Here is a 24419-nt window from a genome sequence, read left to right as displayed (position 1 = left end):
GGGCCGACCACGCTCCCGGACGAGGCCCCCGGGCCTGACCCCGGTCCCGGATCAGCCCGCGGCGGAGTCCAGCAGGCGCCCCATCCACTCCTCGATGCCGTCGACCGTGCGCGGCAGGGCGCCCGACATCAGGCGGGCGCCGTCCGCCGTGACGACCAGGTCGTCCTCGATGCGCACGCCGATCCCGCGCAGCTCGGCCGGGAGAGTCTCGTCGTCCGGCTGGAGGTACAGGCCAGGCTCCACCGTGAGGACCTGGCCCTCCTCCAGGACGCCGTCCAGGTAGGTCTCCGACCGGGCCTTCGCGCAGTCGTGGACGTCCAGGCCAAGCATGTGACCGCTGCTGCACAGCGTGTACCGCCGGTGCAGATCGCTCTCCGCGTTCTTGAGGACGCCCCACTCCGCGAGGCCCTCCGCGATCACCCGCATGCCGGCCCGATGGAAGTCGCGGAAGCTCGCCCCGGGGCGCAGGGCCGCCATCCCCGCGTCCTGAGCGGCGAGGACCAGTTCGTAGACCTGCCGCTGTACCGGGGAGAAGCGGCCCGACAGCGGCAGGGTGCGCGTGATGTCGGCCGTGTACAGGGTGTCGGTCTCCACGCCCGCGTCCAGGAGCAGCAGGTCTTCCCCGTTCAGACGGCCGTCGTTGCGGATCCAGTGCAGGACGCACGCGTGCGCGCCGGAGGCGGCGATGGTGTCGTAACCGGTGCCGTTGCCCTCGGCCCGGGCACGCAGACCGAAGATCCCCTCGATCCACCGCTCCCCGCGCGGGTGCTCCAGGGCGCGCGGCAGTGCCCGTACGACGTCCTCGAAACCGGCGGTCGTGTGGTCGACGGCCAACTGCAGCTGCTCGACCTCCCACGCGTCCTTGATCAGGCGCAACTCGGAGAGGGCGGCGGCCAGTTCGGCATCGGTGGCGGCGTCGCGGCCCACCGGTGAGCCGAGCGCGTCCAGGTGGGCGCAGCGGATGCCGGTGAGGCGCTCGGCCTCCGTCAGGTCGGGGCGGCGGCCCACCCAGAACTCCCCGTAGCGGCGGTCCCGGTAGAACTCCTCGTTCCCGTCCGCCCGCGGCGAGCGCGGCCGCAGGTAGAGGACCGCCTCGTGTCCATGCGGTCCCGACGGCTCCATGACCAGGACGTGGCCCGCTTGGTTCTCGCCGGTCAGTCCGGTCAGCCACGCGTACGCGCTGTGCGGGCGGAAGCGGTGGTCGCAGTCGTTGGAGCGGACCTTCAGTTCACCGGCCGGAATGATCAGCCGCTCGCCCGGGAAGCGGGCCGAGAGCCGGGCCCGGCGGGCCGGGGTGAGGGAGTGGCCAGGAACCCGCGCCGCGACCGGCAGCGGGGACGGGGTCCAGTTCCCCGCCATGAATTTTGACAATTCCGGTGAAACCGGCAGGTCGTGGCTGCCGGTGTGGAGGCGGGAGGAGGTATCGGTCACGGAGGCTCCTTCGAGAAGACGTGAACTGGTGGGCACGCCCGATCGGTCAGTGCAATTTCACATTGTTATGTTACGGCTCGCGCCGTGGTGCGTAAATCCCCGTCAAGCGCCGCATGGCGCAGACCAGTTACCGCGCCGCCCCCGCGTCACCCTCTCCGGCCAGGAGTTGTCGGTGTTCAAGCGCAGAGCCGTGCGCTCATCGCTCCTCACCTCCTCCGCCGCCATGACCCTCCTCGTCACCGCCGGGACGTCGAGTTACAGCTGCGAAGGCCCGATTCGCAGCCGATCCGCACCGGATTCCGGCCCTGGCGGACCCGCCCCGGAGCGGGAGTGGATCCGCTCTGGGCAAGCACTAAAGAATGTGACATATTACTGGCGTGCTCACTACACATTCCCTGGACGCCGTGATCATCGGCGCCGGCGTCGTCGGAGCGTCCTGCGCTTTCTACGCCGCCCGCGCCGGACTCACTGTGGCCGTGGTCGACCGCGGACCGGTCGCGGGTGGCACCACCGGCGCCGGCGAGGGCAACCTGCTCGTCTCCGACAAGGAGCCCGGCCCGGAGCTCGACCTCGCTCTGTACTCGGCCGGGCTGTGGCGCGAACTCGCCGCCCTCCTCCCGCAGGAGGTCGAGTACGAGGCCAAGGGCGGGCTCGTCGTCGCCCCCGACCCGGCTTCGCTCGACGCCCTGCGCCACTTTGCCGAAGGACAGCGCAAGGCCGGCGTCGAAGTCGCCGAGGTGGGGCTGGTCGACCTGCCCGAGCTGGAACCGCACCTGGCCCCCGGCCTGGCGGGCGCCTTCCACTACCCGCAGGATGCCCAGGTCCAGCCCGCGCAGGCGGCGGCCCGGCTGCTGGCCGCGTCGGGCGCCACCATGTACCCGGGGGAGGAGGTGACCGGGTTCGAACGCTCCGGTGAGGCGGTGTGCGGGGTCCGCACCCCGCGTCGCCGCCTGCTCGCCCCCGCCGTGGTCAACGCCGCCGGCACCTGGGCGGGCGCCGTCGCCGAACTCGCCGGGACGAGCCTGCCCGTGCTGCCGCGGCGCGGCTTCGTCCTGGTGACCGAGCCGTTGCCCCGGGTGGTACGGCACAAGGTCTACGCCGCCGACTACATTGCGGACGTGGCCAGCGGCTCCGCCGCGCTCCAATCCTCGGCGGTCGTCGAGGGCACCCCCTCCGGCCCGGTCCTGATCGGCGCTACCCGCGAGCGCGTCGGGTTCGACCGCTCCCTGTCCACCGAGGCGCTGCGCCGACTGGCCACCCAGGCCGCAGCCCTCTTCCCGGTGCTCGCCGACGTCCGCGTGATGCGGACCTACCACGGCTTTCGCCCCTACCTCCCCGACCATCTCCCGGCCATCGGCCCCGACCCGCGCCGCCCCGGCCTGCTGCACGCCTGCGGGCACGAGGGCGCCGGCATCGGCCTGGCCCCCGCCACCGGGGCCCTGATCGCCGCCGCCCTGACCGGAGCCGAACCCCCACTCCCGCCCGGCCCGTTCCGGCCGGACCGGTTCCCCGCCGAGCCCCCGAAGGAGAACGGCCGATGACTCCGACACCCCGCTCCCTGGTCGGCGGCGCCCCATACGCGGTCCACCGGATCTTCTTCGACGGCCGCGAACTGCCCGCGCAGGAGGGGCAGAGCATCGCCGCCGTGCTGTGGGCCGCCGGGATCCTCGCCTGGCGTACCACCCGCGAGGGCGGCGCCCCGCGCGGCGCGTTCTGCGGCATCGGCAGCTGCTACGACTGTCTCGTCACCGTCAACGGGCGCCCCAACCAGCGGGCCTGCCTGGTCCCGGCCCGCCCGGGCGACGCCGTCACCACCCAGGAAGGAACGGGCCATGACGACCTGGCCGTCTGAAGCGGAGCCGCCCGCCGACCTCGCCGTCGTCGGGGCCGGGCCCGCCGGGCTCGCCGCCGCCGTCACCGCCGCCCGGCACGGGCTGCGCGTCACCCTCCTCGACGCCGGGGAGCAGCCCGGCGGGCAGTACTACCGGCGGCCCGCGCCGGGCCTGGGCGCCACCCGGCCCGAGGCGCTGCACCACGGCTGGGCCGCCTTCGCCTCCCGCGAAGCCGCCCTGCGTGCCCACGTGTCGGCCGGCCGCATCACGTACCTCCCGGGCCACCACGTCTGGACGGTGGTTCCGGGCGGCGCCGGCCACGGCCGCTGGCTGCTGCACGCCGTTGCCGGGAACGGCCCCGAGGAGGCCGCCGCGACCGTCACCGCCCGCGCCGTCCTGATCGCCACCGGCGCCCACGAACGCCAACTCCCCTTTCCCGGCTGGACCCTGCCCGGAGTGATCGGCGCAGGCGGCGCCCAAGCCATGCTCAAGGGCGGCCTGGTGCTGCCGGGCCGCCGGGTAGTCGTCGCAGGGAGCGGCCCGCTGCTGCTCGCCGTGGCGGGCTCGCTCGCCGCCGCCGGGGCCACCGTCCCGGCCGTGGTCGAGGCGTCGGCCTACAGCAGCTACGCCGGCCGGGCCCCCGCCCTGCTGCGCAACCCCGGCAAGCTGGCCGAGGGCGCCCTGTTCGGCGGCGCCCTGCTGCGCCACGGCATCCGCCTCCTCACCCGGCACGCCGTCACCGAGGCCCACGGCACCGACCGGGTGGAGGCCGTCACCGTGACCCGGCTCGACCGCGACTGGCGCCCGCTGCCCGGCACCTCCCGCCGGATCCCCTGCGACGCCCTCGCCGTGGGCCACGGCCTCGTACCGCAACTGGAGCTCGCCACCGGCCTCGGCTGCGCCACCCGCCGCGACCCCGACGGCACCGTCGCCCTGGAGCTGGACGCCGGGCAGCGCACGTCCGTCCCCGGCATCTGGGCCGCCGGGGAGACCGGTGGCATCGGCGGTGTCCAGCTCGCCCTGGCCGAGGGGGAGATCGCCGCGCACACGGTCGCCGGCCGGCCGGTGCCCGCCGCGCTCGCCCGGCGCCGCTCGCGGCTGGGTGCCTTCGCCGCCGCGCTGTCGGCCACCCACCGGCCCGGCCCCGCCTGGACCGGCTGGCTCCCGGACGACGCCGTCGTGTGCCGGTGCGAGGAGGTTCAGGCCGGACCGGTCCGCCGAGCGGTGGAAGAGCTCGCGGCGCGGGACGCCCGTACGGTCAAGCTCCTCACCCGGGCCGGCATGGGCTGGTGCCAGGGCCGGATGTGCGGCCCCGCCGTCGCCGCCCTCGCCGGAACCCGGCCCGCGCCCGACCGGCGACCGTTGTCCTGCCCGGTCCCGCTGCGCCGGCTGGCCGAACTTCCCCCGACCGACGGCTGATCGGGTCCGCCGGACCCTTGTGGCCGTCTCGCACCACCTAGTAAAATGTCACACACTACTTAAGGAGTTCTGATGACCCACGGACACATCCCCGCGCCCGCCGCCGATACCCGCGCCCGCCCCTGGCACGGAATCATGGTCGCCACCGCGCTCCCGCTGCGCGCGGACCTCAGCGTCGACTACGACGCGTACGCCGAACACGTGGCCTGGCTGATCGCCCAGGGCTGCGACGGTGTGGTCCCCAACGGCTCCCTCGGCGAGTACCAGACCCTCACCGACGAGGAGCGGGCACGCGTCGTCCACACCGCTGTCGAAGCCGCCGGTGACGGCGCCCGCGTCATGCCCGGCGTCGGCGCCTACGGCAGCACCGAGTCCCGCCGCTGGGCCGACCAGGCGGCCGAGGCCGGGGCCGGCTCCGTCCTCCTCCTGCCTCCCAACGCCTTCCGGGCCGACGAGAACGCCGTCCGCGCCCACTACGCCGAAGTCGCCCGGGCCGGGCTGCCCGTCGTCGCGTACAACAACCCCATCGACACCAAGGTCGACCTCGCCCCGTCGCTGCTCGCCCGGCTCCACGCCGACGGCTCCATCGTCGCCGTCAAGGAGTTCAACGGCGACGTGCGCCGCGCCTACGAGGTCGCCGAACGCGCCCCCGGCCTCGACCTGCTCATCGGCACCGACGACACCCTGCTCGAATTCGCACTCGCCGGCGCGGTCGGCTGGATCGCCGGCTACCCGAACGCCCTCCCCAGCGCCTGCGCCACCCTGTACCGGGCCGCCGTCGCGGGAGACCTCGCCACCGCCCTGCCGCTCTACAAGTCCCTGCACTCCCTGCTCCGCTGGGACTCGAAGACCGAGTTCGTGCAGGCCATCAAGCTCTCCATGGACCTGGCCGGCCGGCCCGGCGGCGCCACCCGGCCGCCGCGCTTCCCGCTCACCGGGGAGACCGAGGCCGCCATCCGCGCCGCGACCGAGAAGGCCCTGGCCGAGGGCCTCAACTAGCCCCCGCGGGGGACCCCGAAGGGGAGGGAAGGGAACGCAATGCGCACCCGCCACATCTACCACGCGGTGGACTCGCATACCGAGGGCATGCCGACCCGGGTGATCACCGGGGGAGTCGGGGTGATCCCCGGCGCCACCATGGCCGACAAGAGGCTCCACTTCATGGAGCACATGGACCACATCCGCACGCTGCTCATGTACGAACCGCGCGGCCACTCCGCGATGAGCGGCGCCGTCCTGCAGCCGCCCACCCGCCCCGACGCCGACTTCGGGGTCCTCTACATCGAGGTGTCCGGCCTGCTCCCCATGTGCGGGCACGGCACCATCGGGGTCGCCACGGTCCTGGTCGAGACCGGCATGGTGCCGGTCACCGAACCCGTCACCACCGTCCGGCTCGACACCCCGGCCGGGCTCGTGACCGTCGACGTCCGCGTCGAGGACGGGGCGGCCACCGCCGTCACCCTGACCAACGTCTCCTCCTACTGCGCGGGGCTCGACCTCAAGGCCGAGGTCCCCGGCTTCGGCACGGTCACCTACGACCTCGCCTACGGCGGCAACTTCTACGCCTTCGTCGAACTCGACGCCCTCGGGCTGCCCTTCGACCGGGCCCGCAAGGACGACCTGCTGGCCGCCGGGCTCGCCGTCATGGACGCAGTCAACGCCTCCGCCGACCGGCCCGTCCATCCCGAGAACCCCTCCATCGCCGGGGTCAAGCACGTCTACCTCGCCGCACCCGGCTCCGACGCCCGCCGCTCCCGGCACGCCATGGCCATCCACCCCGGATGGTTCGACCGCTCGCCCTGCGGGACCGGCACCAGCGCGCGCATGGCCCAACTGCACGCACGCGGCCTGCTGGACCTCGGCGCCGACTTCGTCAACGAGTCCTTCATCGGTACCGAGTTCACCGGCCGCCTGATCGGGGAGGCCACGGTCGGCGGTCACCCCGCGGTCGTCCCCACCGTCACCGGCCGGGCCTGGATCACCGGTACCGCCCAGTACTTCCTCGACCCCACCGACCCCTTCCCGGGAGGATTCCTCCTATGACCACCACTGTCCGGGCCGTGGACTACCACGCTGCGGGAGAGCCCTTTCGGATCGTCGCCGGGGCACTCCCGCCCGTCCCCGGCGACACGGTCGCCGAGCGCTGCGCCACCACCATCGGACCCGGCGGATCCGCGGCCGCCCCGCGCCGCGGCGCACTGGACGACATGCGGCGGCTCCTGGTGCAGGAACCGCGCGGACACGCCGGGATGTACGGCGGGTTCGTGGTCCCGCCGGACGACGACGGCGCCCACTTCGGGGTGCTGTTCTGGCACAAGGACGGCTACTCCACCGCCTGCGGACACGGCACCATGGCCCTCGGGGTCTGGGCGGTGGACAGCGGCCGGGTCGCCGCCCCGGACGACGGGGAGGCTCAGGTCCGTATCGATGTCCCCTCCGGACGGGTCACCGCCACCGTTCACCGCGAATCCGGCCGCACCACCGGGGTCACCTTCCACAACGTCCCGGCCCGGGTGAGTGCCCGCAAGGTGCCCGTCGCCACCACGTTCGGCGCCGCCGAGGTGGACATCGCGCACGCCGGGGCCTGCTACGCCTCCGTCGCCGCCCGCGACCTCGGCCTGGAGGTCTCCCGCGCCGCCCTGCCCGACCTGGTGCGGGCCGGACGGGAGATCCGGTCCATGCTGGCCACCCACCCGGCCACCCGGCACCCGGACGGGCCGCTGCTCTCCGGCGTCTACGGGGTGATCCTCCACGAGGAACTTCCCGACACCCCCTTCGGGCCACACCAGCGGAACGTCACCGTCTTCGCCGACGGGCAGGTCGACCGCTCGCCCTGCGGCTCCGGCACCTCCGCGCGGCTCGCGCTGCTGGCCGAGGACGGGCGGCTCGGTCCCGGCGAGGAGCTGCTGCACGAGTCGGTCACCGGCACCGTCTTCACCGGGCGGATCCTGCCCGGCGGGGTCAGCGAGGTCACCGGCACCGCCCACCGCACCGGCGAGCATGCCTTCACCGTCGACCCGTACGACGCCCTCGGCACGGGGTTCCTGCTGTGACCGGGATCCCGCAGCTCGGCCCGCAGGAGCTGGCCGGGCTGCTCACCCCGGCCGCCGCGGCCGATGCCCTGGCCGACGCCCTGCGCGGCGGGCTCGACCCGGAGGCCTGCCCGCAGCGCACCGTGCTTCCCGTCCCCGCCGGAGAACTGCTGCTGATGCCGGCAGCCTCCGGGACGTATGCCGGGGTGAAGATCGCCGGGGTCGTGCCCGGCAACACGGCCCGCGGTCTGCCCCGGATCACCGGGAGCTACCTCCTGCTCGACGGCCCCACCCTGCGCCCGCTCGCCCTGCTCGACGGGGAGGTCCTCACCACCCTGCGCACCCCTGCGGTCTCGGCGCTCGCGCTGCGCCATCTGGCGCCGACCGGGCGGCCGTTGCGGCTGGTGCTCTTCGGCTCCGGACCGCAGGCGTACGGACACCTCGAAGCCGTGCTCGCGGAGTGCGCGTTGGAGGAGGTGGTCGTCGTCGCCCGGGACCCGGGGCGGGCGGGGAGGCTCGTCACGCACGCCGAGGGCCTGGGCGTGCGTGCCCGGACGGGCGGGGCGGGGGAGGTGGCCGACGCCGATCTGGTCGTCTGCTGCACCACCGCCCGGGAGCCGCTTTTCGACGGGCGGCTGGTGCGGCCGGACGCGGTGGTCGTCGCCGTCGGCTCGCACGAACCGTCCGCCCGGGAGACGGACACCGCCCTCGTGCGACGGGCGGCGGTGTACGTGGAGTCGCGGGCGGCGGCACTGCGGGAGGCCGGGGACCTGCTGATCCCGGAGGCGGAGGGGGCGATCGGAGCAGACCACATCACGGGCACCCTCGCCGACCTCGTGCACGGGAGGATCCCGGCGGGCGGGTCACGAAGTCGTCCACAGTTCTTCAAGAGCGTGGGCATGGCCTGGGAAGATCTTGCCATGGCGGTCGCACTGTTCGGGGCCGCCGGGGCAAACAGCGAAACGTGACATTGTACGCTGAGATCCTGCACATCGGCGAGTGGTGAAGGCTCTCGGAGGAAGTAATGGGTGTCCTGAAGCAGCACAGTCTCATCAAGGCCCAGGAACGACTCCGCGACAAGGTCGGCCACGCCCTCCGTGCGGCTCTGATAGCGGGCGAACTGCGCCCGGGCAGCGTCTACTCGGCGCCTGGTCTCGCCGCCGAGCTCGGCGTCTCGGCCACCCCCGTGCGCGAGGCCATGCTCGACCTCGCGCGGGAGGGGCTGGTCGAGCCGGTCCGCAACAAAGGGTTCCGCATCACTGAGGTCAGCGAGCGCGACCTCGACCAGTACACCGAACTGCGCACGATCATCGAGGTCCCCACGATCGGCCGGATCACGAAGACCGCCACCGCGGATGAGCTGGAGGCCCTGCGTCCCATCGCCGAGGAGATCGTCACCAGTGCCCGCGAACACAACCTGATCGGCTACCTGGAGGCGGACCGGTGCTTCCACCTCACCCTGCTCGGCCTCTCGGGCAACGACCGCCTCGTCGAGACCGTCGGCGACCTGCGCAAGCGCTCCCGCCTCTACGGTCTGACCGGCCTGGACGAGGCCGGCAAGCTGGTCTCCTCGGCGGAGGAGCACGTCGAGCTGCTCGACGTCATGCTCACCGGTGATGCCGAGGCGGCCGAGGCGTGCATGCTGCGCCACCTCGGCCACGTCCGCTCGTTGTGGGCCCGGGGCCGCGACGAACCGGTCGGCCGGCCGGCCGGAGGCATTGGCGCGCGCATGTGACGGATCGGTAGGCGACGTCGACAGGGAGCGGACACCTTGGTGTCTGCTCCCTGTCGGCCAACTTTTGCTGAATCGCGGGCAGCGCTCTCGAAGCTGAGGCGCCGCGCTCGTGCCGTCCCCCGACCGCCGGGGCCCTGCTGAAGGCCTCCACGCCGGCCCGGGCCGCCGTCGCGGGCGCGTTCAACCTGCTCGTCCAGCCCCGACCCACCGGGTACGCGTACCCGGTGGGTTCGGCGTCGAGACCGGCACGGGGTGTCAAGACCGTGATCAGGGCCCTGCTTGGCGTTGAAGGGCGCTGTGCGGGCTCCACGGCGCCGGCGGACGGGGCGCTCGGCCCGGCCGCCGGCGCCAAGGTCGCGCTCCGGCGCGGCGACACCGAGCCGATCCCGAACGCCCTGGACCGGCGGGCCCGGTGCGGACCGCCCGCCTCACGGTACCGGCGCCGACGCGCCGTCCGGGACGGCGGGCGTTCCGCTGTCCGGGTCCAGCCAACCACTTCTGATCCGAGCCGATTTGGACACGGCTGGATAACGGCGGCGCGAACCTCTTGTGCAGTGCAATTTCACATTACTATGTTACCGGTCACATCCTGGAGTGCCCCTTCACTGGAGTGACCAATGACCAAGCGCACGCAACTGGCCCTCGCTACCGCCCTGGTGGCGACACTCACACTCGGCGCCTCGGGCTGCTCCGACCCCAAGAAGGGGTCTGCGGGCGACGACGCCGCGGGCGCCAACCCCGCCGCCGTCAACGACGGCAAGATCCTCGGCGGGACCCCGGTGAAGGGCGGGACCCTCACCGTCCTGTCCAACCAGGACTTCTCCCACCTCGACCCCGCCCGCAACTGGGTCATGCCGACCATGGACTTCGGCACCCGCCTCCTGTACCGCACGCTCGTCACCTTCAAGGCCGAACCCGGCAAGGGCGGAAGCGAACTCGTCCCCGACCTCGCCACCGACCTCGGCACCCCCTCCGACGGCGGCCGGACCTGGACCTTCACCCTCAAGGAAGGCGTGAAGTACGAGGACGGCTCACCGATCAAGGCCCAGGACATCAAGTACAACGTCGAGCGTTCCTTCGCCCCCGACCTCACCGGCGGCCCCGACTACGCCGCCCAGTACCTGGCCGGAACCAAGGGCTACAAGGGCCCCCTCAAGGGGCAGCACCTCGACTCGGTCAAGACCCCCGACGACCGCACGATCGTTTTCGAACTCAAGCGGCCCGTCGCCGAGTTCTCCGCGACCGCCACCCTGCCGACCTTCGCGCCCGTGCCCGCCTCCCAGGAGAAGGGCACCCAGTACGACGCCCGCCCCTTCTCCTCGGGCCCCTACAAGATCGAGAAGTACGACCGCGACAAGAAACTCGTGCTCGTCCGCAACGAGCACTGGGACCCGGGGACCGACACCGTGCGCAAGGCCTACCCCGACAAGTTCGTCGTCCTCATGGGCCTCAAGGGCGGCCAGATCGACGACCGCATCATCGCCAGCGAGGGCGCCGACGCCTCCACCGTCCAGTACGCCGACATGCGACCCGAGAGCGCCCCCAAGGTGCTGCCCAAGCCCGATGTCAAGGCGCGCCTGCTCGCCGAATCCCAGGGGTGCACCGAGATGCTCCACCTCAACAACTCCCGCGCCCCCTTCGACGACCCCAAGGTCCGCGAGGCCATGCAGTACGCCGTCGACAAGGAGGCCGTGGTCATCGCGGGCGGCGGACCGGCCTTCAACGAGGTGGCCACCGCCTACCTGCCCCCGGCCCTCTCCGACGGCAAGCAGGCCGACACTCTGCAGATCGCCCCCTCCGGCGACCCGGCCAAGGCCAAGGAACTGCTCAAGGCCGCCGGCAAGGAGACCCTCAAGGTCTCCCTCGCCGTCTCCACCGGTGACAAGGGCAAGGCCGAAGCCATCCAGCAGGGCCTGGCACGCGCCGGCGTCGAGGTCGTCGTCGACACCATCGACCCGGGCGCCTACTACGACGTCATCGGCGACCTCTCCACGACCCCCGACATGACGCTCTCCGGCTGGTGCCCCGACTACCCCTCCGGCTCCACCTGGATCCCCTTCGTCTTTGACGGACGCACCATCAAGGAGAAGGGCAACCAGGGCAACAACGCCCAGTTCCGCGACGAGGCGACCATGAAGCGGATCGACGAGATCAACGCCATGGCCGACGCCCGGCAGGCCAACCGGGCCTGGATCGACCTCGACGCCGAGATCATGAAGAAGTCCCCGTCCGTCCCGCTTCTGCTGAAGCGCAAGCCGCTGCTCGTCGGCGCCAACATCGCGGGTGCCTACGGCCACCCCGTCTGGACCGGCACCATCGACTACGCCACCGTCGGCCTCAAAGACCCGTCCAAGAGCCAGGGCTGACGGGCCGCGATGACCGCCACCGCATCCGCCCCGGCGGCCCGCGAGGTGAAGGAGGCCCCGCCGGGCAGCAGCCCCTGGCAGCTCGCCCGGCGGGAGCTCCGCCGCCGCCCCGCCGTCCTTGTCAGTCTCGGCGTCGTCCTCCTCTTCGTCCTGATGGCCGTCACCGCCCCCTGGCTGGGCGCGCTCGGCGGCTGGTCCCCCGAGGAGTTCGACAAGTCCGCCGTCGACCCCTACCTCGGCGGACAGCCCCTCGGCTCCTTCGGCGGGATCAGCCCCGAGCACTGGCTCGGCGTCGAACCCGTCACCGGCCGCGACCTGTTCGCCCGCGTGGTCCACGGCGCCCAGGTCTCCCTCCTCATCGCCTTCGCCGCCACCGCCATCGTGGTCGTCGCCGGAACCGCCGCCGGGATCGCCGCCGGCTACTTCGGCGGCCGCGTCGACGCCGTCCTGTCCCGGCTGATGGACCTGACCATGTCCTTCCCGTCCCTCATCTTCATGATCGCGATGCTGTCCGTCGCCAAGGACGTCAACCGCATCGTCCTCATGACCGCCGTGATCGGCGTCTTCGGCTGGCCCGGCGTCGCCCGCGTCGTCCGCGGCCAGACCCTCTCCCTCAAACACCGCGAGTACGTGGACGCCGCCCGAGTCGGCGGCGCCGGCTCCTGGCGGATCCTGACGCGCGACATCCTCCCCGGCGTCTCGGGCCCCGTCATCGCCTACACCACCCTGCTCATCCCCGGGATGATCAGCACCGAGGCCGCCCTCAGCTACCTCGGCGTGGGCGTGCGCCCGCCCACCCCCTCCTGGGGCCAGATGATCGCCGAGTCCGTCGCCTTCTACGAGACCGACCCCATGTACTTCGTCATCCCGAGCGTCTTCCTCTTCCTCGCCGTGCTCGCCTTCACCCTGCTCGGCGACGCCCTGCGCGACATCCTCGACCCGAGGGGCGGCCGCACGTGATCCTCTACCTCGCCCGCCGCCTGCTCGCCCTCGCCGGCGTGCTCCTGGCCATCGCCGCCGTCACCTTCCTCATCTTCTACGTCCTGCCCGCCGACCCGGCCGCGGCCGCCTGCGGCAAGACCTGCAGCGCCGAGCGCCTCGCCGACGTACGCGCCTACCTGGGCCTCGACCAGCCCCTGTGGCGGCAGTTCGCCGATTTCCTCACGGGCATCTTCACCGGCCGCACCCTCGGCACCGGCCAGTACGCCGTCGCCTGCGACTTCCCCTGCCTGGGCTATTCGTACGAGAACTCCCTGCCCGTGTGGGACCTGCTCATGGACCGGCTCCCCGTCTCCGCCTCCCTCGCCCTCGGCGCCGCCGCCCTCTGGCTGCTCCTCGGCCTCGGCGCCGGCGTCACCGCCGCCCTGCGCAAGGACACCGTCACCGACAAGGCCCTGATGGTCGGCGCCGTCGCCGCGGCCTCCCTGCCCGTCTACTTCACCTCCGTCCTGCTCATCTACGGGGTCATCCGCGTCGCCGGACTCCTGCCCTACCCCACCTACCAGGCATTCTCCGACGACCCGCTCGCCTGGGCGGCCAACCTGCTGCTGCCCTGGATCGCCCTCGCCCTGCTCTACGCCGCCATGTACGCCCGCCAGAGCCGCGGCTCCATGATCGAGGCGATGGCCGAGCCGTACATCCGCACCGCCCGCGCCAAGGGCATGCCCGAGCGCACGGTCGTCGTCAAACACGGGCTGCGCTCCGGAATGACGCCGATCCTCACCATCTTCGGCATGGACCTCGGCGGGCTGTTGGCCGGAGCCGTCATCACCGAGTCCATCTTCGGGCTCCCCGGCATCGGCCGGCTCTTCTACGGGGCGCTGGTCAGCTCCGACCAGCCCGTCGTTCTCGGCGTCACCCTGCTCGCCGCCTTCTTCATCGTCGTCGCCAATCTCGTCGTCGACCTCCTGTACGCCGTCGTCGACCCGAGGGTGAGGTACTGATGGGCGCTCCACTCCTGGAGGTGCGCGACCTGCGCGTCACCTTCACCACTCCGCGCGGCACCGTACGGGCCGTCGACTCGCTCGGCTTCACCGTCGAGGCCGGCCGCACCCTCGGCATCGTCGGAGAGTCCGGCTCCGGCAAGTCGGTCACCTCCCTCGCCGTCATGGGCCTGCACCGGGCCGGGGCCGAAGTCGCAGGCTCCGTAAGGCTGTCCGGCCGGGAGCTGACGGGCCTGTCCGAACGGGAGCTCTCCCGGGTCCGCGGCCGCACCATGGCCATGATCTTCCAGGACCCACTGTCCAGCCTGCACCCCTACTACACGGTCGGCGAGCAGATCGCCGAGCACTACCGGGTGCACTTCAAGGCCCGCCGGGCCGCCGCCCGCAAGAGGGCGGTCGACATGCTCGGCGAGGTCGGCATCCCCGAACCCGCCCGCCGGGCCGGGGAGTACCCGCACCAGTTCTCCGGCGGCATGCGCCAGCGCGCGATGATCGCCATGGCCCTGGCCTGCGAACCCGAACTCCTCATCGCCGACGAACCCACCACCGCCCTCGACGTCACCGTGCAGGCCCAGATCCTGGAACTGATCGCCCGCCTCCAGCAGGAGCGCGGCCTCGGCGTCGTCATGATCACCCACGACCTGGGCGTCGTCGCCCGCGTCGCCCACGAGGTGCTGGTCATGTACGGCGGCCGGGCCGCCGAACAGGCCCCGGCCGAGGCCCTGTTCGCCGACCCAGCCCACCCCTACACCCGGGGGCTGCTCGACTCGCTGCCCCGCCTCGACACCGCCGACGACGTGCCGCTGCCTTCCATTCCCGGCTCCCCGCCCTCCCTGCTCACCCCGGCCCCCGGCTGCGCGTTCGCACCCCGCTGTCCGCGCGCCGCCGGTCCCTGCGCCGACGTACGCCCCGAGCTCCTGGCCCACGGGGACACGAACGGGCCGGCGCGGACGGTGGCCTGCCACCACGCCGGCTCCCAGGCCGCCGAGGAGGCCGCCCGATGACCACCACCGCCACCACCGTCGTCACCGGGACGGACACCCCGGCCGCCAAACCCCTGCTGTCCGTACGGGACCTCACCATGACCTTCCCCGGGAGACGGACCGCGACCGGGCGCCGGGGGGCGCCCGTGCGCGCCGTCGACGGGGTCTCCTTCGACCTGGCGGCCGGGCAGACCCTCGGCCTCGTCGGGGAGTCCGGCTGCGGGAAGTCCACCACCGGCCGCATGCTCGTACGGCTCCTGGAGCCCACCTCGGGCCGGATCGCCTTCGACGGCCGGGAGATCGGCCGGCTCTCGCAGCGGGCCCTGCGGCCGCTGCGCCGCGACATCCAGATGGTCTTCCAGGACCCGCACTCCTCCCTCAACCCCCGCCAGACCGTGGCCCGGATCATTGCCGACCCGCTGCTGGTACAGGGCCGGAGCGCTGCCGACGCCCGCCGGCGCGCGGTCGAGCTGATGGAGCTGGTCGGCCTGATCCCCGAGCACATCGACCGCTACCCGCATGAGTTCTCCGGCGGTCAGGCCCAGCGCATCGGTATCGCCCGGTCCCTGGCCACCGGCCCCCGGCTGATCGTGGCCGACGAGCCGGTCTCCGCCCTCGACGTCTCCGTCCAGGCCCAGATCGTGAACCTGATGGAACGGCTCCGCGCGGAACTCGGCCTCGCCTACGTGTTCATCGCGCACGACCTCTCGGTGGTCAAGCGGGTCAGCGACCGCGTCGCCGTCATGTACCTCGGCCGGATCGTCGAGATCGGAGACAAGAAGTCCCTCTACGAGAACCCCCAGCACCCCTACACACGGGCGCTGTTGTCCGCCGTACCGCTGCCCGACCCGGCGGCGGAACGACGCAGGGAGCGGATCGTGCTGCTCGGCGACCCGCCGAGCCCGGCCGCCCCGCCCCCGGGCTGCACCTTCCACCCGCGCTGCCCCAAGGCGCAGGAGGTATGCCGCACCGAGCGGCCGTTGCTGCAGCTTGCCGCCTCGCGCGAGGTGGCGTGTCACTTCCCGGGTGACTGACGGGGATCACGGGAAGAGGCAGGGCCCCGGGGACGAAGAGGCGTCCCCGGGGCCCTGCCGCCGCTACTGCGGTCCCGGGCTCTGCAGCCCGAGTTCGCGGCGGAAGAACTCCAGCTCCAGCGCCATCACCTTCTCCCGGGTCCCGCCCGGGGTCATGTGGGTGACACCGGGCAGGGCGAGCAGTTGGTGCGGGCGGCCCGCGTCGGTCAGTGCCTGCGAGAGCCGCAGGGTGTGCGAGGGGTGCACGTTGTCGTCGGCCAGGCCGGTGACCAGCAGCAGCGGCCGCGTCAGCGCGGCGGCGTCGGGAATGAGGGAGTCCCGTTCGTACACCTCCGGGTTCTCCTGGGGCAGGCCCAGGTACCGCTCGGTGTACGCCGTGTCGTAGTACCGGAAGTCGGTCGGCGCGGCCCCGGCCGCCGCGGCGTGGAAGACGTCGGGGCGGCGCAGCACCGCCATCGCCGACAGGTAGCCGCCGTACGACCAGCCGCGGATGCCGACCCGGCCGAGGTCGAGGTCGGGGTGGCGGGCGGCCAGCGCGTGCAGCGCGGCGACCTGGTCCTCCAGGGTGACCTCGGAGAAGCCCCGGTACATGGCGTGGGTGTGGGCGGGGGAGACGTACGCGGTCCCGCGGTTGTCCACGGTCACCACCGCGAAGCCCTGGTCGGCCCACCACTGGCGGTGCTGCCAGCGGCGCGGCTCGGCGCAGACGTCCTGCATGCCGGGGCCGCCGTAGCTGTCCATGAGGACGGGTAGCCGCGTGCCGGGGACGTGGTCGCGGGGCAGGACCAGGGCGGTGGGGACGGCGTGCTCGGTGACCCGCTCCAGGACGGGCTCGACCCGGTACGGCAGCGGCTGCGACAGGTCTGCGGGGCGCAGCTCCCGGCCGTCGGCGGTGCGTACGGTGTGCCGGATCCCGTCGGCGTCGGCGGTGGTCAGCAGCAGGTTCCCGGAGCCGGCCCGGACGCTGTGCACCCCGGGCCCGTCGGCGAGCGGGGTGAGGGCGCCGGTGGCGGGGTCGAGGAGCAGCACCTGCTGTTCGGCGGGGTCGCGCTGCCCGGCCTCGATCAGCAGTCGCCCCTCGTGGACGCCGGCCATGGCACGCACCTGGATGCTGTCGCCGGTGAGCAGGACCCCGTCCACCGCGAGGGCGCGGGCGGCTCCGCCGGGGGTGTCGGCCGCGGTCAGCATCCGTCCGTCGGGGAGGCGGGCCGGGGTGCCGGGCAGGAGCGGGTCCACCCAGTGCGGGTGCGTGGTCCGCGACAGCTCCCGGGTCCTGCCGGTCGCCGGGTCGGCGGAGAGCAGGAGCACGGTCCGCTGGAGCCGGTCCTGGACGGTCAGCAGGATCTCGTCCGCCGCCTCCCACCCGGCGTCGGAGACGTACGGGTATGTCCCGGCGTCCCACTCCAGCCGCGTCCGCGCGCCGTCCGGGCCCAGTACCCACAGTTCGACGCGGGCATTGGGGCCGCCCGCCTCGGGGTACGCGAAGTCCTCGCCCGGGAGCTCCGGACGCGCCGGGTCGGCGAACCAGCGTCGGGGGAGGGCGGATTCGTCGACGCGGGCGGCGAGCAGGGTGACCCCGTCGGGGGACCACCAGTGGCCGCGGGAGCGGCCCAGCTCCTCGGCGGCGGCGAATTCGGCGAGCCCCCAGCGGGCTCCGTCGTCGGGGCTGACCCGGCCGCCGGGGGTGACGTGGAGGGCCTCGCCGCTGACGTACGCGGTGCGAGAGCCGTCGGCGTTGGGGCGGGGGTCTACGGCCGGACCGGCGGCGGGTATCTCCTCGGGGCCGCGGGCGGAGGCGGTGGAGACATCGGCCTGGACTCGGTAGAGCCGTCCATAGAGGGCGAAGACGGCGTGCCGGCCGTCACCGGAGAGGGCGTAGCCCCCGATGCCGGCGGCGACGAGCCGGGTCCGCTCGCGCAGCCTGCGTTCGGCGAGGGGGAGGGGGCCGGGGAGGTCGCCGGGCCCGGTCCACAGGGCGCGGGGGTCGGCGAGCAGGGTCTCGGCGCCGGTGACGGTGTCGAGGACCCAGAGGCTGTCGACGGGGTCCGTGGGACCGGTGGAGCGCAGGAACCAGAGGAGGCGGCCGTCGTCCCCGAAGGAGAAGGCGCGAGGGGCGCCGTGGGTAAATCTGGCGGTGCTTGCGGAGAGCTTGAGGAAGACATCCATGATCATAGTGTCACATGTGAAATAGCACATTATCTAGACCGTTCGGGCGGCCAAGGCAACACGCCCGGTGCTGATACCTCCAGTGCTCGTTCGTATGCTGCGCGAACACTTACGAAGCTTGGGTGTTGCACTCGACGGACGCCTGTTTCGCAACGCAGCGGGGAGCCCCATCGACACCTCGGCGTACGGCATCACCTGGGGGCGAGCGCGCGAGGCTGTTCCCACGCTTGACGAGCACGCTCTTGACCTGGTGAAGCGTCCATGCGACCTGCGCCACGCCGGCATCTCGTTCTGGTTGGCCTCCGGCGTCGACCCCGCAGAGTGTGCGCGGCGGGCTGGACAGAGCATCCAGGACGTCTTCCGCTACTACGCCAAGTCCCTGGCTGAAGAGCGGAACCACGCCAACACCCTGATCGAAGATTCCATGCGGCGCGGGCATCTGCCCTGGTCAGGCGCCCATTTCCTGCGTCTAGTGCCGCATCAGGCAAACGTTGCCTGATGCGGCGCTAGAAAAAGCCCAGCTTCTTCGGCGAGTGCGACACCAGTAGATTCTTCGACTGCTGGTGGTACAGACTTGACACCCCGTTGATCAGCGGAAACGGCGGATGTAGAGGCCGGAGAAGCGGTGTTGGCCCGCGTATGGTCCGGACCTTGGCGCGCGTGGTGCCCTGGTGAATCAGGCTTCGGGAGCGGGCTGATGACACCTCCCGACGGCCGAGCGGCGCGCGCCGTCAGAGCAACCCGCGCGGGTGCGGGTACGACTTCCGGAGACGGTGATGCTCTCGAACACTGGTGGAGCAACCCTTGCAGGCGCGGCGAGTGCGTCATGCCGATGAAGCGGACCTCGTAGAGCAACCCCCGCAGACGCGGGGGGTGTTCTGGTGGAGGCTGGGTGCGGTGTATGTCTTCCAAGTCCCGAGGCAGCAGCGCTTCCTTGAGCGGGTCGGCTCGCGTATGTAGCGGTGAACCGTCGCGACACCGATGCGGAATCCGGCCGCGAGCTGGGCGTAGGTGCCGCCGCATCTCAAGTGGGCCAGGGCGAGCACGGCCTGCCGGCCCACCGGCAGCCGTCGCCGACGTGTCCCGATTTCGCGTTGCCGGGCGCGAAGTTGTCCTGTCAGGTAGCGCAGGGTCCGGCTGGACTGATCGATCGATGACGGGTGGACGAGCACGCGAAGCTCCTGGCGGATACGGGTGATCTTGGTCGTGAACCCGGCTACCAGGAGCTTCTTCACGTTGTACAGCAGCCCGCCTCGACGGTGCCGCCATCAGGTTGGAAACGGCTCAGTGTTTCGTTTGTCGGCCTCCGCCCCTTCGTATTGTGGATAGCCCTTGCGCGCGTGTCTGCCTACTTTGTCATCACGTGTTTCGGACTTTGCCGCCAGACGGTGTTGCGGCCACGCAAGCAGGAGAAGACATGAGCATCAGAACCTCCCCCGGGATTTCCTACGACGAACTCGTCGAGGCACGCAGTGCCAGCGGCGTCCCCATGTTCAACGACAACAAGATGAAGCTGGGAATCTTCGGCTCGAATTGCAGTCACGGGCTGATGGCGACACACGCCGAGTCGTCCTACGAGCTCTCCTGGCAGCACACTCAGAAGATCGCCCAGATCGCAGACAGGCTCGGTTTCGAGGCAATGCTCCCGGTTGCCAGGTACCGGGGCATGGGCGGCGAGACCAATTTCAACGGCTCGAACTTCGAAACCCACACCTGGGCAGCCGGCCTGGCCCAGGCAACCGAGAACATCATGGTGTTCTCGACCACCCATGTACCGACCAAGAACCCCATCGTCGCGGCGAAGGAGTCGGTCACGGTCGACCACATCTCCAACGGGCGCTTCGGCCTCAACATGACCATGGGCTGGTACAAGGCCGAAATGGAGATGTTCGGCGGAACGCAGCGTGACCACGACGCACGCTACCGCTACGGCTCTGAGTGGATCACCATCGCCAAGCGCATGTGGACCGAGGGCGAAGGCGTCAACTTCCAGGGTGAGTTCTTCGACATCAAGGATGCCTTCTCCGACCCCAAGCCGATTCAGCAGCCCTACCCGGTGCTGGTGAACGCCGGTAACTCGCCGGACGGTCTGGAGTTCTGCGCACGCGAATGCGACTTCAACTTCATCGCCTTCGCCGACCCGGACGAGGCGAAGGACACCGCAGCCAGGGTGCGTTCCATCGCACACTCGCACAAGCGGGACCTGGGAATTCTCGGCTACGGCAACATCATCTGTCGTGACACCGAGAAGGAGACGAAGGCGCTGCTCGACCACATCCTCGAAAAGGGTGACTGGGAAGTGGCCAAGATGGTCTCGGGCGGGCTCGGGAGCGAGAGCGGTTCGTTCGACAGGATCAAGGCTCTCCAGGAGCGGTTCATCCTCGGCTACGGCGGATATCCGCTGATCGGTACGCCGGAGCAGATCGTCGAGCAGTTGGCCGGCCTTTCGCAGGCGGGCGTCGACGGCATGATGATCGGATTCCTCGACTACGTGGAGGAACTCCAGTACTTCGGTGAGCGTGTTCTTCCTCTGATGAAGGAAGCGGGCCTGCGGAGCTGAGGGGACGGGGAGCCAGGGAGGTTTGGAATGAAGAATTCATTCAGCACGAACGTGCAGGACTACAAGACCGTCCTCGGCCATTTCTGCACCGGGGTCACCGTGGTGACGTCGATCGATCGCGGAGATCCGGCCGGATTCACCTGCCAATCGTTCTCCGCGCTCTCTCTGGACCCGCCCCTGGTACTGGTGTGTGTGCGGAAGGAGTCGGCCACCTGGCCGGGGATCAGGCGTTCGGGACTGTTCGCAGTCAGCGTGCTGGCGGCAGACCAGCAGGCGATCGGCGACCGCTTCGCGCGTTCGGGTGTCGACAGGTTCGCCGGCATCGAATGGCGGCCGTCCCCGGCCGGAATTCCTCTCATCAGCGGCGCCCTGGCGTGGGTGGAGTGTTCCGTGGTCGACGAGATCGACGCCGGTGACCACAACGTCGTGGTGGCCGCGGTCACCGGGCTGGAAGCCGGTAGGGCACACGATCCGCTGCTGTTCTATCGAGGCAGGTACTTCGAATCCGGCATGAGAGAAGCGGTGACCGGATGAGACTCGTAACCGTCTACGGAAGTCCCACGCCGCCGGGGAAGATGGCGCGGGCTCTCGGGCTGATGGAGAAGGGCGTCCGCGACCGCCACCCCGGTTGGAGCGTGGAGCGGATCGGGCCCCGGGACCCTGGCAGCCCGGTGGTGGCCGACTGGGACGACGACGCGGTGGGACTGATCGGTGAGGCCGACGCCGTCGTGCTGGCCTCACCGGTCTATCGCGGATCGCTCACGGGAACCCTCAAACTCCTGATCGACATGCTGCCGAACGAGGCGCTGCGGTCGAAGCCGGTCGGCATTCTCACCGTCGCGGCGGCACCGCAGCACTTTCTGTCGGCCGAGCGTCACCTTCGCGACATTCTCAGCTGGTTCGGCGCGCTCACCGCGCCCAACAGTGCCTTCTTCGTGGACTCGACGTTCCGTACGGACGAGGTGGACGCCGAAGTGCTCGCAGCTCTGGGTGAATTCGCCGATCAGGTGGTGACGCTATCGGAGTCCCTGAACGGCCGACGGTTCGGTCCCGACCCACTGACGGTCCGATACGCGAGGAAGACCGCCGGCTGAGGTGGCCGGGGTGCGGCACCGGTTCGCCGCACCACCCGGACATCGCCCTCAGCCAATGACGACATGAGAAGGAAGGAACGACGTGACCAGTAACGTCGCAGAGAGTAAGTCCCTCGGCCAGGAGGTAGGCCCGGCCCGGCACTACATCGGCGGAGAGTGGGTCGCCTCGGCTACGACGGGCGACTCGGTCTCGCCGGCGGACGGGCGGACGCTCGGTACCTACTACGAGGTGGAGGAGGCGCAGGTACGGGACGCCATCAGGGTCGCCAAGGACACCTTCGCGACCCACCAGTGGCGGACCGACCGCCCGTTGCGTGCCCAGGTTCTCAACGAGATGGCCGACCGCGTCGAGGCCGCGACCGATGAACTCGCGCACCTGCTCGCGCTGGAGAACGGCAAGATCCTTCCTGAGGCGCACTTCGAGCTGAGCCTGACGCCGTCGAAGCTGCGCTACTACGCCGCGCAGGCCCTCACCGATTCCGGGAGCGGCGGCCGGGTGCGCCCGGGTGTCTACTCCATTCTCCTGGCGGAGCCGGTGGGGGTGGCGGGCGTCATCGTTCCGTGGAACTCCCCGGTGGTGCTGTCGGTGCGGTCCTTCGCCCCGGCACTCGCGGCCGGCTGCACGGTGGTGATGAAGATGGCCGCACAGACGGCCCTGGTCAACACCCGGCTCACCGAAATTCTCGCGGACTGCCCCTCGCTTCCCGCCGGTGTGCTCAATGTGTTCAACGAATCCGGAAGCGTGGGCGCGAAGCTGCTGGTCACATCTCCCGATGTGGCCGCCCTGAGCTACACGGGCAGCACCGGCGTGGGCCGGCAGATCATGACGGATGCCGGACCGACACTGAAGCGGCTCTCCCTGGAACTGGGCGGCAAGACCCCCATGATCGTCTTCGAGGACGCAGACCTCGACGCGGCCGTGGCGACGATCACCGCCGGGATCACCACGTTCAGCGGCCAGTTCTGCATGACCGGCAGCCGGGTGCTCGTGCAGTCCTCGGTGGCCGATGAGGTGCGGACGAGGCTCGCGGAGGCCCTGAGCCGGGTCAAGGTCGGACCGGGCGACGCCCCGGACTCGCAGATGGGCCCGCTGATCGACATCGCGAGCCGGGACAAGCTGGAGGCGCTGATCGAGGAATCGCGCGGCGACGCCGAGGTTATCGTGCCCGGTGGTCGTCCCGATGACGAGAGGCTCGCCGACGGGGCCTACTACCGTCCGGCGCTGCTGGGTGTGCAGGACACCGACTCGCCCCTCGTCCAGAAGGAACTCTTCGGCCCGGTCGCCACGTTCGAGACCTTCACCTCGGAGGAGGAGGCGGTGTGCAAGGCCAATGCCACGCAGTACGGCCTCGCGGCATCGGTCTGGACCGCCGACGGAGCACGCGGATTGCGCCTCGCCGACGCGCTGGACGCGGGCACGGTATGGACGAACGGCTGGGCCGTCGTGCTCGACCAGTTCGAGGAGGGCGGTTCCAAGCAGAGCGGTCTCGGCCGGCTGAACGGCAACCGGGCGCTGATGGAGTTCCAGGAGTACAAGCACATCGTCCAGGTGGTGTGAACCAGCCCGGTGACGGGCCGATGGTGCGAGCGGTTCCGCCCCTGGAGCGGATCCGCTCGCACCGTGGCGCCGGAAGAGCGCCGGGCGTCATTCCGGGGGCGCCGGCCGTCCGCGCGCGAAACATACCGGTCGGCCCCTGCGGCTCAGGAACTCCTGCTCCTGCGCAGTGTCTCCGACGGGGATTCCGCGTACACCGACTTGTAGAGCGAGGAGAACCGTCCCAGGTTGTGGAAGCCGTACGCGGAGGCGACGTCGGTGACCGTCGTCCCGGCCGAGCGCGGGTACAGCAGCTCATCACGGACCCCGCGCAGCCTGATGTCGCGCAGATACTGCGACGGAGTGCAGCCGAGGTTGTTGAGGAAGTGCAGTTGCAGGGTCCGGACACTCACCCCGGTCGCCGCGGCCAGGTCGGCCGATGTGGGGAGGTCCCCGGCGTGGTCGTGGATGTAGTCGAGGGCGCTTTTCAGGGTGCTCGGTCTGAGGGTCTCGTCGCTCCGCTCAAGCAGTTCCTGGTGCGGTCCCGCGGCAGCCACCAGGAGGTTCGTCAGGAGCATGGATTCGAGCTGTCGGCGGGAGTCCGTGTTCCGCGCGAGGATTCCCTCCTCGTCCCATTCCGTCCTGACGAATTCGATGCAGCGCAGCAGCCCCTTCCCCGCCCGCGAGTCCAGATCGATCACGAGGTCGAAGTCGATCGGGCCCGCGATCTGCGTGCGAGTCAGGGTGGCGAGGTGACCTTCCAGGTCGGCCCGCGGGATCTTGAGTGCGAACTGGGCGGCGTCCGCCGCCCAGGCGATCGTCTGGGCACGGTGAGGTAGCAGCATCGCCGCGTGGGCCATGCCCCGGGTGGTTCCCCGTTCGCCGTTCTCCCGAGTGACGAGGCTGCTGCCGGCGAGCGTGATGTTGATGTGGTACCAGTGCTCGCTCGCAGGAAGGGCGATGTGCGCCTCGGTGCCGTAGGTGAGGTATCCGAGGGTCACGCCACCGAGCTGGACTGCGTTGAGGCGGGCGTCGAGGCCCCTCCGGTCGACCGGGGTCAGCGTGTGCGGCTCGTACACCTCGGCCACGACCTGCTGGGCGACGTCCACGTCGCACGTACGGAGCCGACCGTGCTGCTGGAGCGGTTCGGAAGATCTTGAGAACGATACGGCCATCGAAACTCCCCGGGCAGACGATCAGCATCCGGCATGCGGACTCGTTGTGGTGACTCCTGTGCGCGTGTTCGCTCGCCCGGTGCAATGGGGGCGACTCCTCAGGCCATCTCGGCCC

Annotated in this window: 21 protein-coding genes and 1 pseudogene; 18 read left to right on the top strand and 4 right to left on the bottom strand. The window is 71.2% G+C overall.

What is annotated here, in order from left to right; translation table 11 throughout:
- Positions 1–51: 51 nt before the first annotated feature.
- A complete protein-coding gene (locus ACIHCL_RS13410) occupies positions 52–1431 on the bottom strand; it encodes an aminopeptidase P family protein (protein ID WP_399860833.1) in 1380 nt (459 codons plus the stop codon).
- 377 nt (positions 1432–1808) lie between these two features.
- Between ACIHCL_RS13410 and ACIHCL_RS13405 the strand changes: the two genes are divergently transcribed.
- The 13 genes from ACIHCL_RS13405 (at position 1809) to ACIHCL_RS13345 (ending at position 15775) form a co-directional block, all read left to right on the top strand.
- Positions 1809–2972: an NAD(P)/FAD-dependent oxidoreductase gene (locus ACIHCL_RS13405; protein ID WP_399860832.1), complete on the top strand. Its 1164-nt coding sequence runs from the start codon at positions 1809–1811 to the stop codon at positions 2970–2972.
- On the top strand, positions 2969–3283 hold the full coding sequence (locus ACIHCL_RS13400) for a (2Fe-2S)-binding protein (protein WP_399860829.1): 315 nt from the start codon (positions 2969–2971) through the stop codon (positions 3281–3283). Before ACIHCL_RS13405 ends, ACIHCL_RS13400 begins: the two co-directional genes overlap by 4 nt.
- Positions 3264–4682 (top strand): NAD(P)/FAD-dependent oxidoreductase, encoded by a 1419-nt coding sequence (locus ACIHCL_RS13395; protein WP_399860828.1) that lies wholly within the window; start codon positions 3264–3266, stop codon positions 4680–4682. The genes ACIHCL_RS13400 and ACIHCL_RS13395 overlap by 20 nt, the downstream gene beginning before the upstream one ends.
- Before the next feature lie 72 nt (positions 4683–4754).
- The gene (locus tag ACIHCL_RS13390; protein ID WP_399860825.1) at positions 4755–5681 is read left to right on the top strand and encodes a dihydrodipicolinate synthase family protein; all 927 of its coding nucleotides are present in this window, start codon (positions 4755–4757) and stop codon (positions 5679–5681) included.
- A 39-nt stretch (positions 5682–5720) separates the two neighbouring features.
- A complete protein-coding gene (locus tag ACIHCL_RS13385) occupies positions 5721–6725 on the top strand; it encodes a proline racemase family protein (RefSeq protein ID WP_399860822.1) in 1005 nt (334 codons plus the stop codon).
- Positions 6722–7735 (top strand): proline racemase family protein, encoded by a 1014-nt coding sequence (locus tag ACIHCL_RS13380; RefSeq protein WP_399860821.1) that lies wholly within the window; start codon positions 6722–6724, stop codon positions 7733–7735. The genes ACIHCL_RS13385 and ACIHCL_RS13380 overlap by 4 nt, the downstream gene beginning before the upstream one ends.
- Positions 7732–8682, top strand: a complete 951-nt coding sequence (locus tag ACIHCL_RS13375; RefSeq protein WP_399860819.1) for an ornithine cyclodeaminase family protein — start codon at positions 7732–7734, stop codon at positions 8680–8682. The genes ACIHCL_RS13380 and ACIHCL_RS13375 overlap by 4 nt, the downstream gene beginning before the upstream one ends.
- Before the next feature lie 56 nt (positions 8683–8738).
- Positions 8739–9449 carry a GntR family transcriptional regulator gene (locus ACIHCL_RS13370; protein WP_399860816.1) on the top strand — a complete coding sequence of 237 codons (711 nt, stop codon included), beginning with the start codon at positions 8739–8741 and terminating at the stop codon, positions 9447–9449.
- Between the two features lie 617 nt (positions 9450–10066).
- Positions 10067–11815, top strand: coding sequence for an ABC transporter substrate-binding protein (locus ACIHCL_RS13365; RefSeq protein ID WP_399860813.1), 1749 nt, complete (start codon positions 10067–10069; stop codon positions 11813–11815).
- Between the two features lie 9 nt (positions 11816–11824).
- Complete coding sequence (locus ACIHCL_RS13360; protein WP_399860810.1) at positions 11825–12775, top strand: ABC transporter permease; 951 nt, start codon at positions 11825–11827, stop codon at positions 12773–12775.
- On the top strand, positions 12772–13758 hold the full coding sequence (locus ACIHCL_RS13355) for an ABC transporter permease (protein WP_399860807.1): 987 nt from the start codon (positions 12772–12774) through the stop codon (positions 13756–13758). The genes ACIHCL_RS13360 and ACIHCL_RS13355 overlap by 4 nt, the downstream gene beginning before the upstream one ends.
- On the top strand, positions 13758–14762 hold the full coding sequence (locus tag ACIHCL_RS13350) for an ABC transporter ATP-binding protein (protein WP_399860805.1): 1005 nt from the start codon (positions 13758–13760) through the stop codon (positions 14760–14762). Before ACIHCL_RS13355 ends, ACIHCL_RS13350 begins: the two co-directional genes overlap by 1 nt.
- The gene (locus ACIHCL_RS13345) at positions 14759–15775 is read left to right on the top strand and encodes an ABC transporter ATP-binding protein (RefSeq protein WP_399860802.1); all 1017 of its coding nucleotides are present in this window, start codon (positions 14759–14761) and stop codon (positions 15773–15775) included. The genes ACIHCL_RS13350 and ACIHCL_RS13345 overlap by 4 nt, the downstream gene beginning before the upstream one ends.
- Before the next feature lie 63 nt (positions 15776–15838).
- On the opposite strand, the gene ACIHCL_RS13340 is transcribed toward ACIHCL_RS13345, so the two are convergent.
- Positions 15839–17941: a prolyl oligopeptidase family serine peptidase gene (locus ACIHCL_RS13340; RefSeq protein WP_399860799.1), complete on the bottom strand. Its 2103-nt coding sequence runs from the start codon at positions 17939–17941 to the stop codon at positions 15839–15841.
- A 118-nt stretch (positions 17942–18059) separates the two neighbouring features.
- Between ACIHCL_RS13340 and ACIHCL_RS13335 the strand changes: the two genes are divergently transcribed.
- Positions 18060–18440 (top strand): hypothetical protein, encoded by a 381-nt coding sequence (locus ACIHCL_RS13335; RefSeq protein WP_399860796.1) that lies wholly within the window; start codon positions 18060–18062, stop codon positions 18438–18440.
- 448 nt (positions 18441–18888) lie between these two features.
- Here ACIHCL_RS13335 and ACIHCL_RS13330 read toward each other — a convergent pair.
- Positions 18889–19113: pseudogene (locus ACIHCL_RS13330) on the bottom strand (transposase family protein); the annotation flags it as partial.
- A 245-nt stretch (positions 19114–19358) separates the two neighbouring features.
- Between ACIHCL_RS13330 and ACIHCL_RS13325 the strand changes: the two are divergent.
- The 4 genes from ACIHCL_RS13325 (at position 19359) to ACIHCL_RS13310 (ending at position 23153) form a co-directional block, all read left to right on the top strand.
- A complete protein-coding gene (locus ACIHCL_RS13325; protein WP_399860794.1) occupies positions 19359–20501 on the top strand; it encodes an LLM class flavin-dependent oxidoreductase in 1143 nt (380 codons plus the stop codon).
- A gap of 27 nt (positions 20502–20528) precedes the next feature.
- Positions 20529–21035, top strand: coding sequence for a flavin reductase family protein (locus tag ACIHCL_RS13320; RefSeq protein ID WP_399860791.1), 507 nt, complete (start codon positions 20529–20531; stop codon positions 21033–21035).
- The gene (locus ACIHCL_RS13315; RefSeq protein WP_399860788.1) at positions 21032–21595 is read left to right on the top strand and encodes an NADPH-dependent FMN reductase; all 564 of its coding nucleotides are present in this window, start codon (positions 21032–21034) and stop codon (positions 21593–21595) included. The genes ACIHCL_RS13320 and ACIHCL_RS13315 overlap by 4 nt, the downstream gene beginning before the upstream one ends.
- Before the next feature lie 82 nt (positions 21596–21677).
- Positions 21678–23153: an aldehyde dehydrogenase family protein gene (locus ACIHCL_RS13310; RefSeq protein WP_399860785.1), complete on the top strand. Its 1476-nt coding sequence runs from the start codon at positions 21678–21680 to the stop codon at positions 23151–23153.
- A gap of 143 nt (positions 23154–23296) precedes the next feature.
- On the opposite strand, the gene ACIHCL_RS13305 is transcribed toward ACIHCL_RS13310, so the two are convergent.
- On the bottom strand, positions 23297–24238 hold the full coding sequence (locus ACIHCL_RS13305; protein WP_399860783.1) for an AraC family transcriptional regulator: 942 nt from the start codon (positions 24236–24238) through the stop codon (positions 23297–23299).
- Positions 24239–24419: the final 181 nt, after the last annotated feature.

This window comes from Streptomyces sp. NPDC052042, assembly GCF_044548345.1.
In the GTDB taxonomy this organism is placed as follows: Bacteria; Actinomycetota; Actinomycetes; order Streptomycetales; family Streptomycetaceae; genus Streptomyces.
The sequence above is the reverse complement of the archived record's forward strand: the minus strand, read 5'-3'. Positions and strand labels throughout refer to the sequence as shown.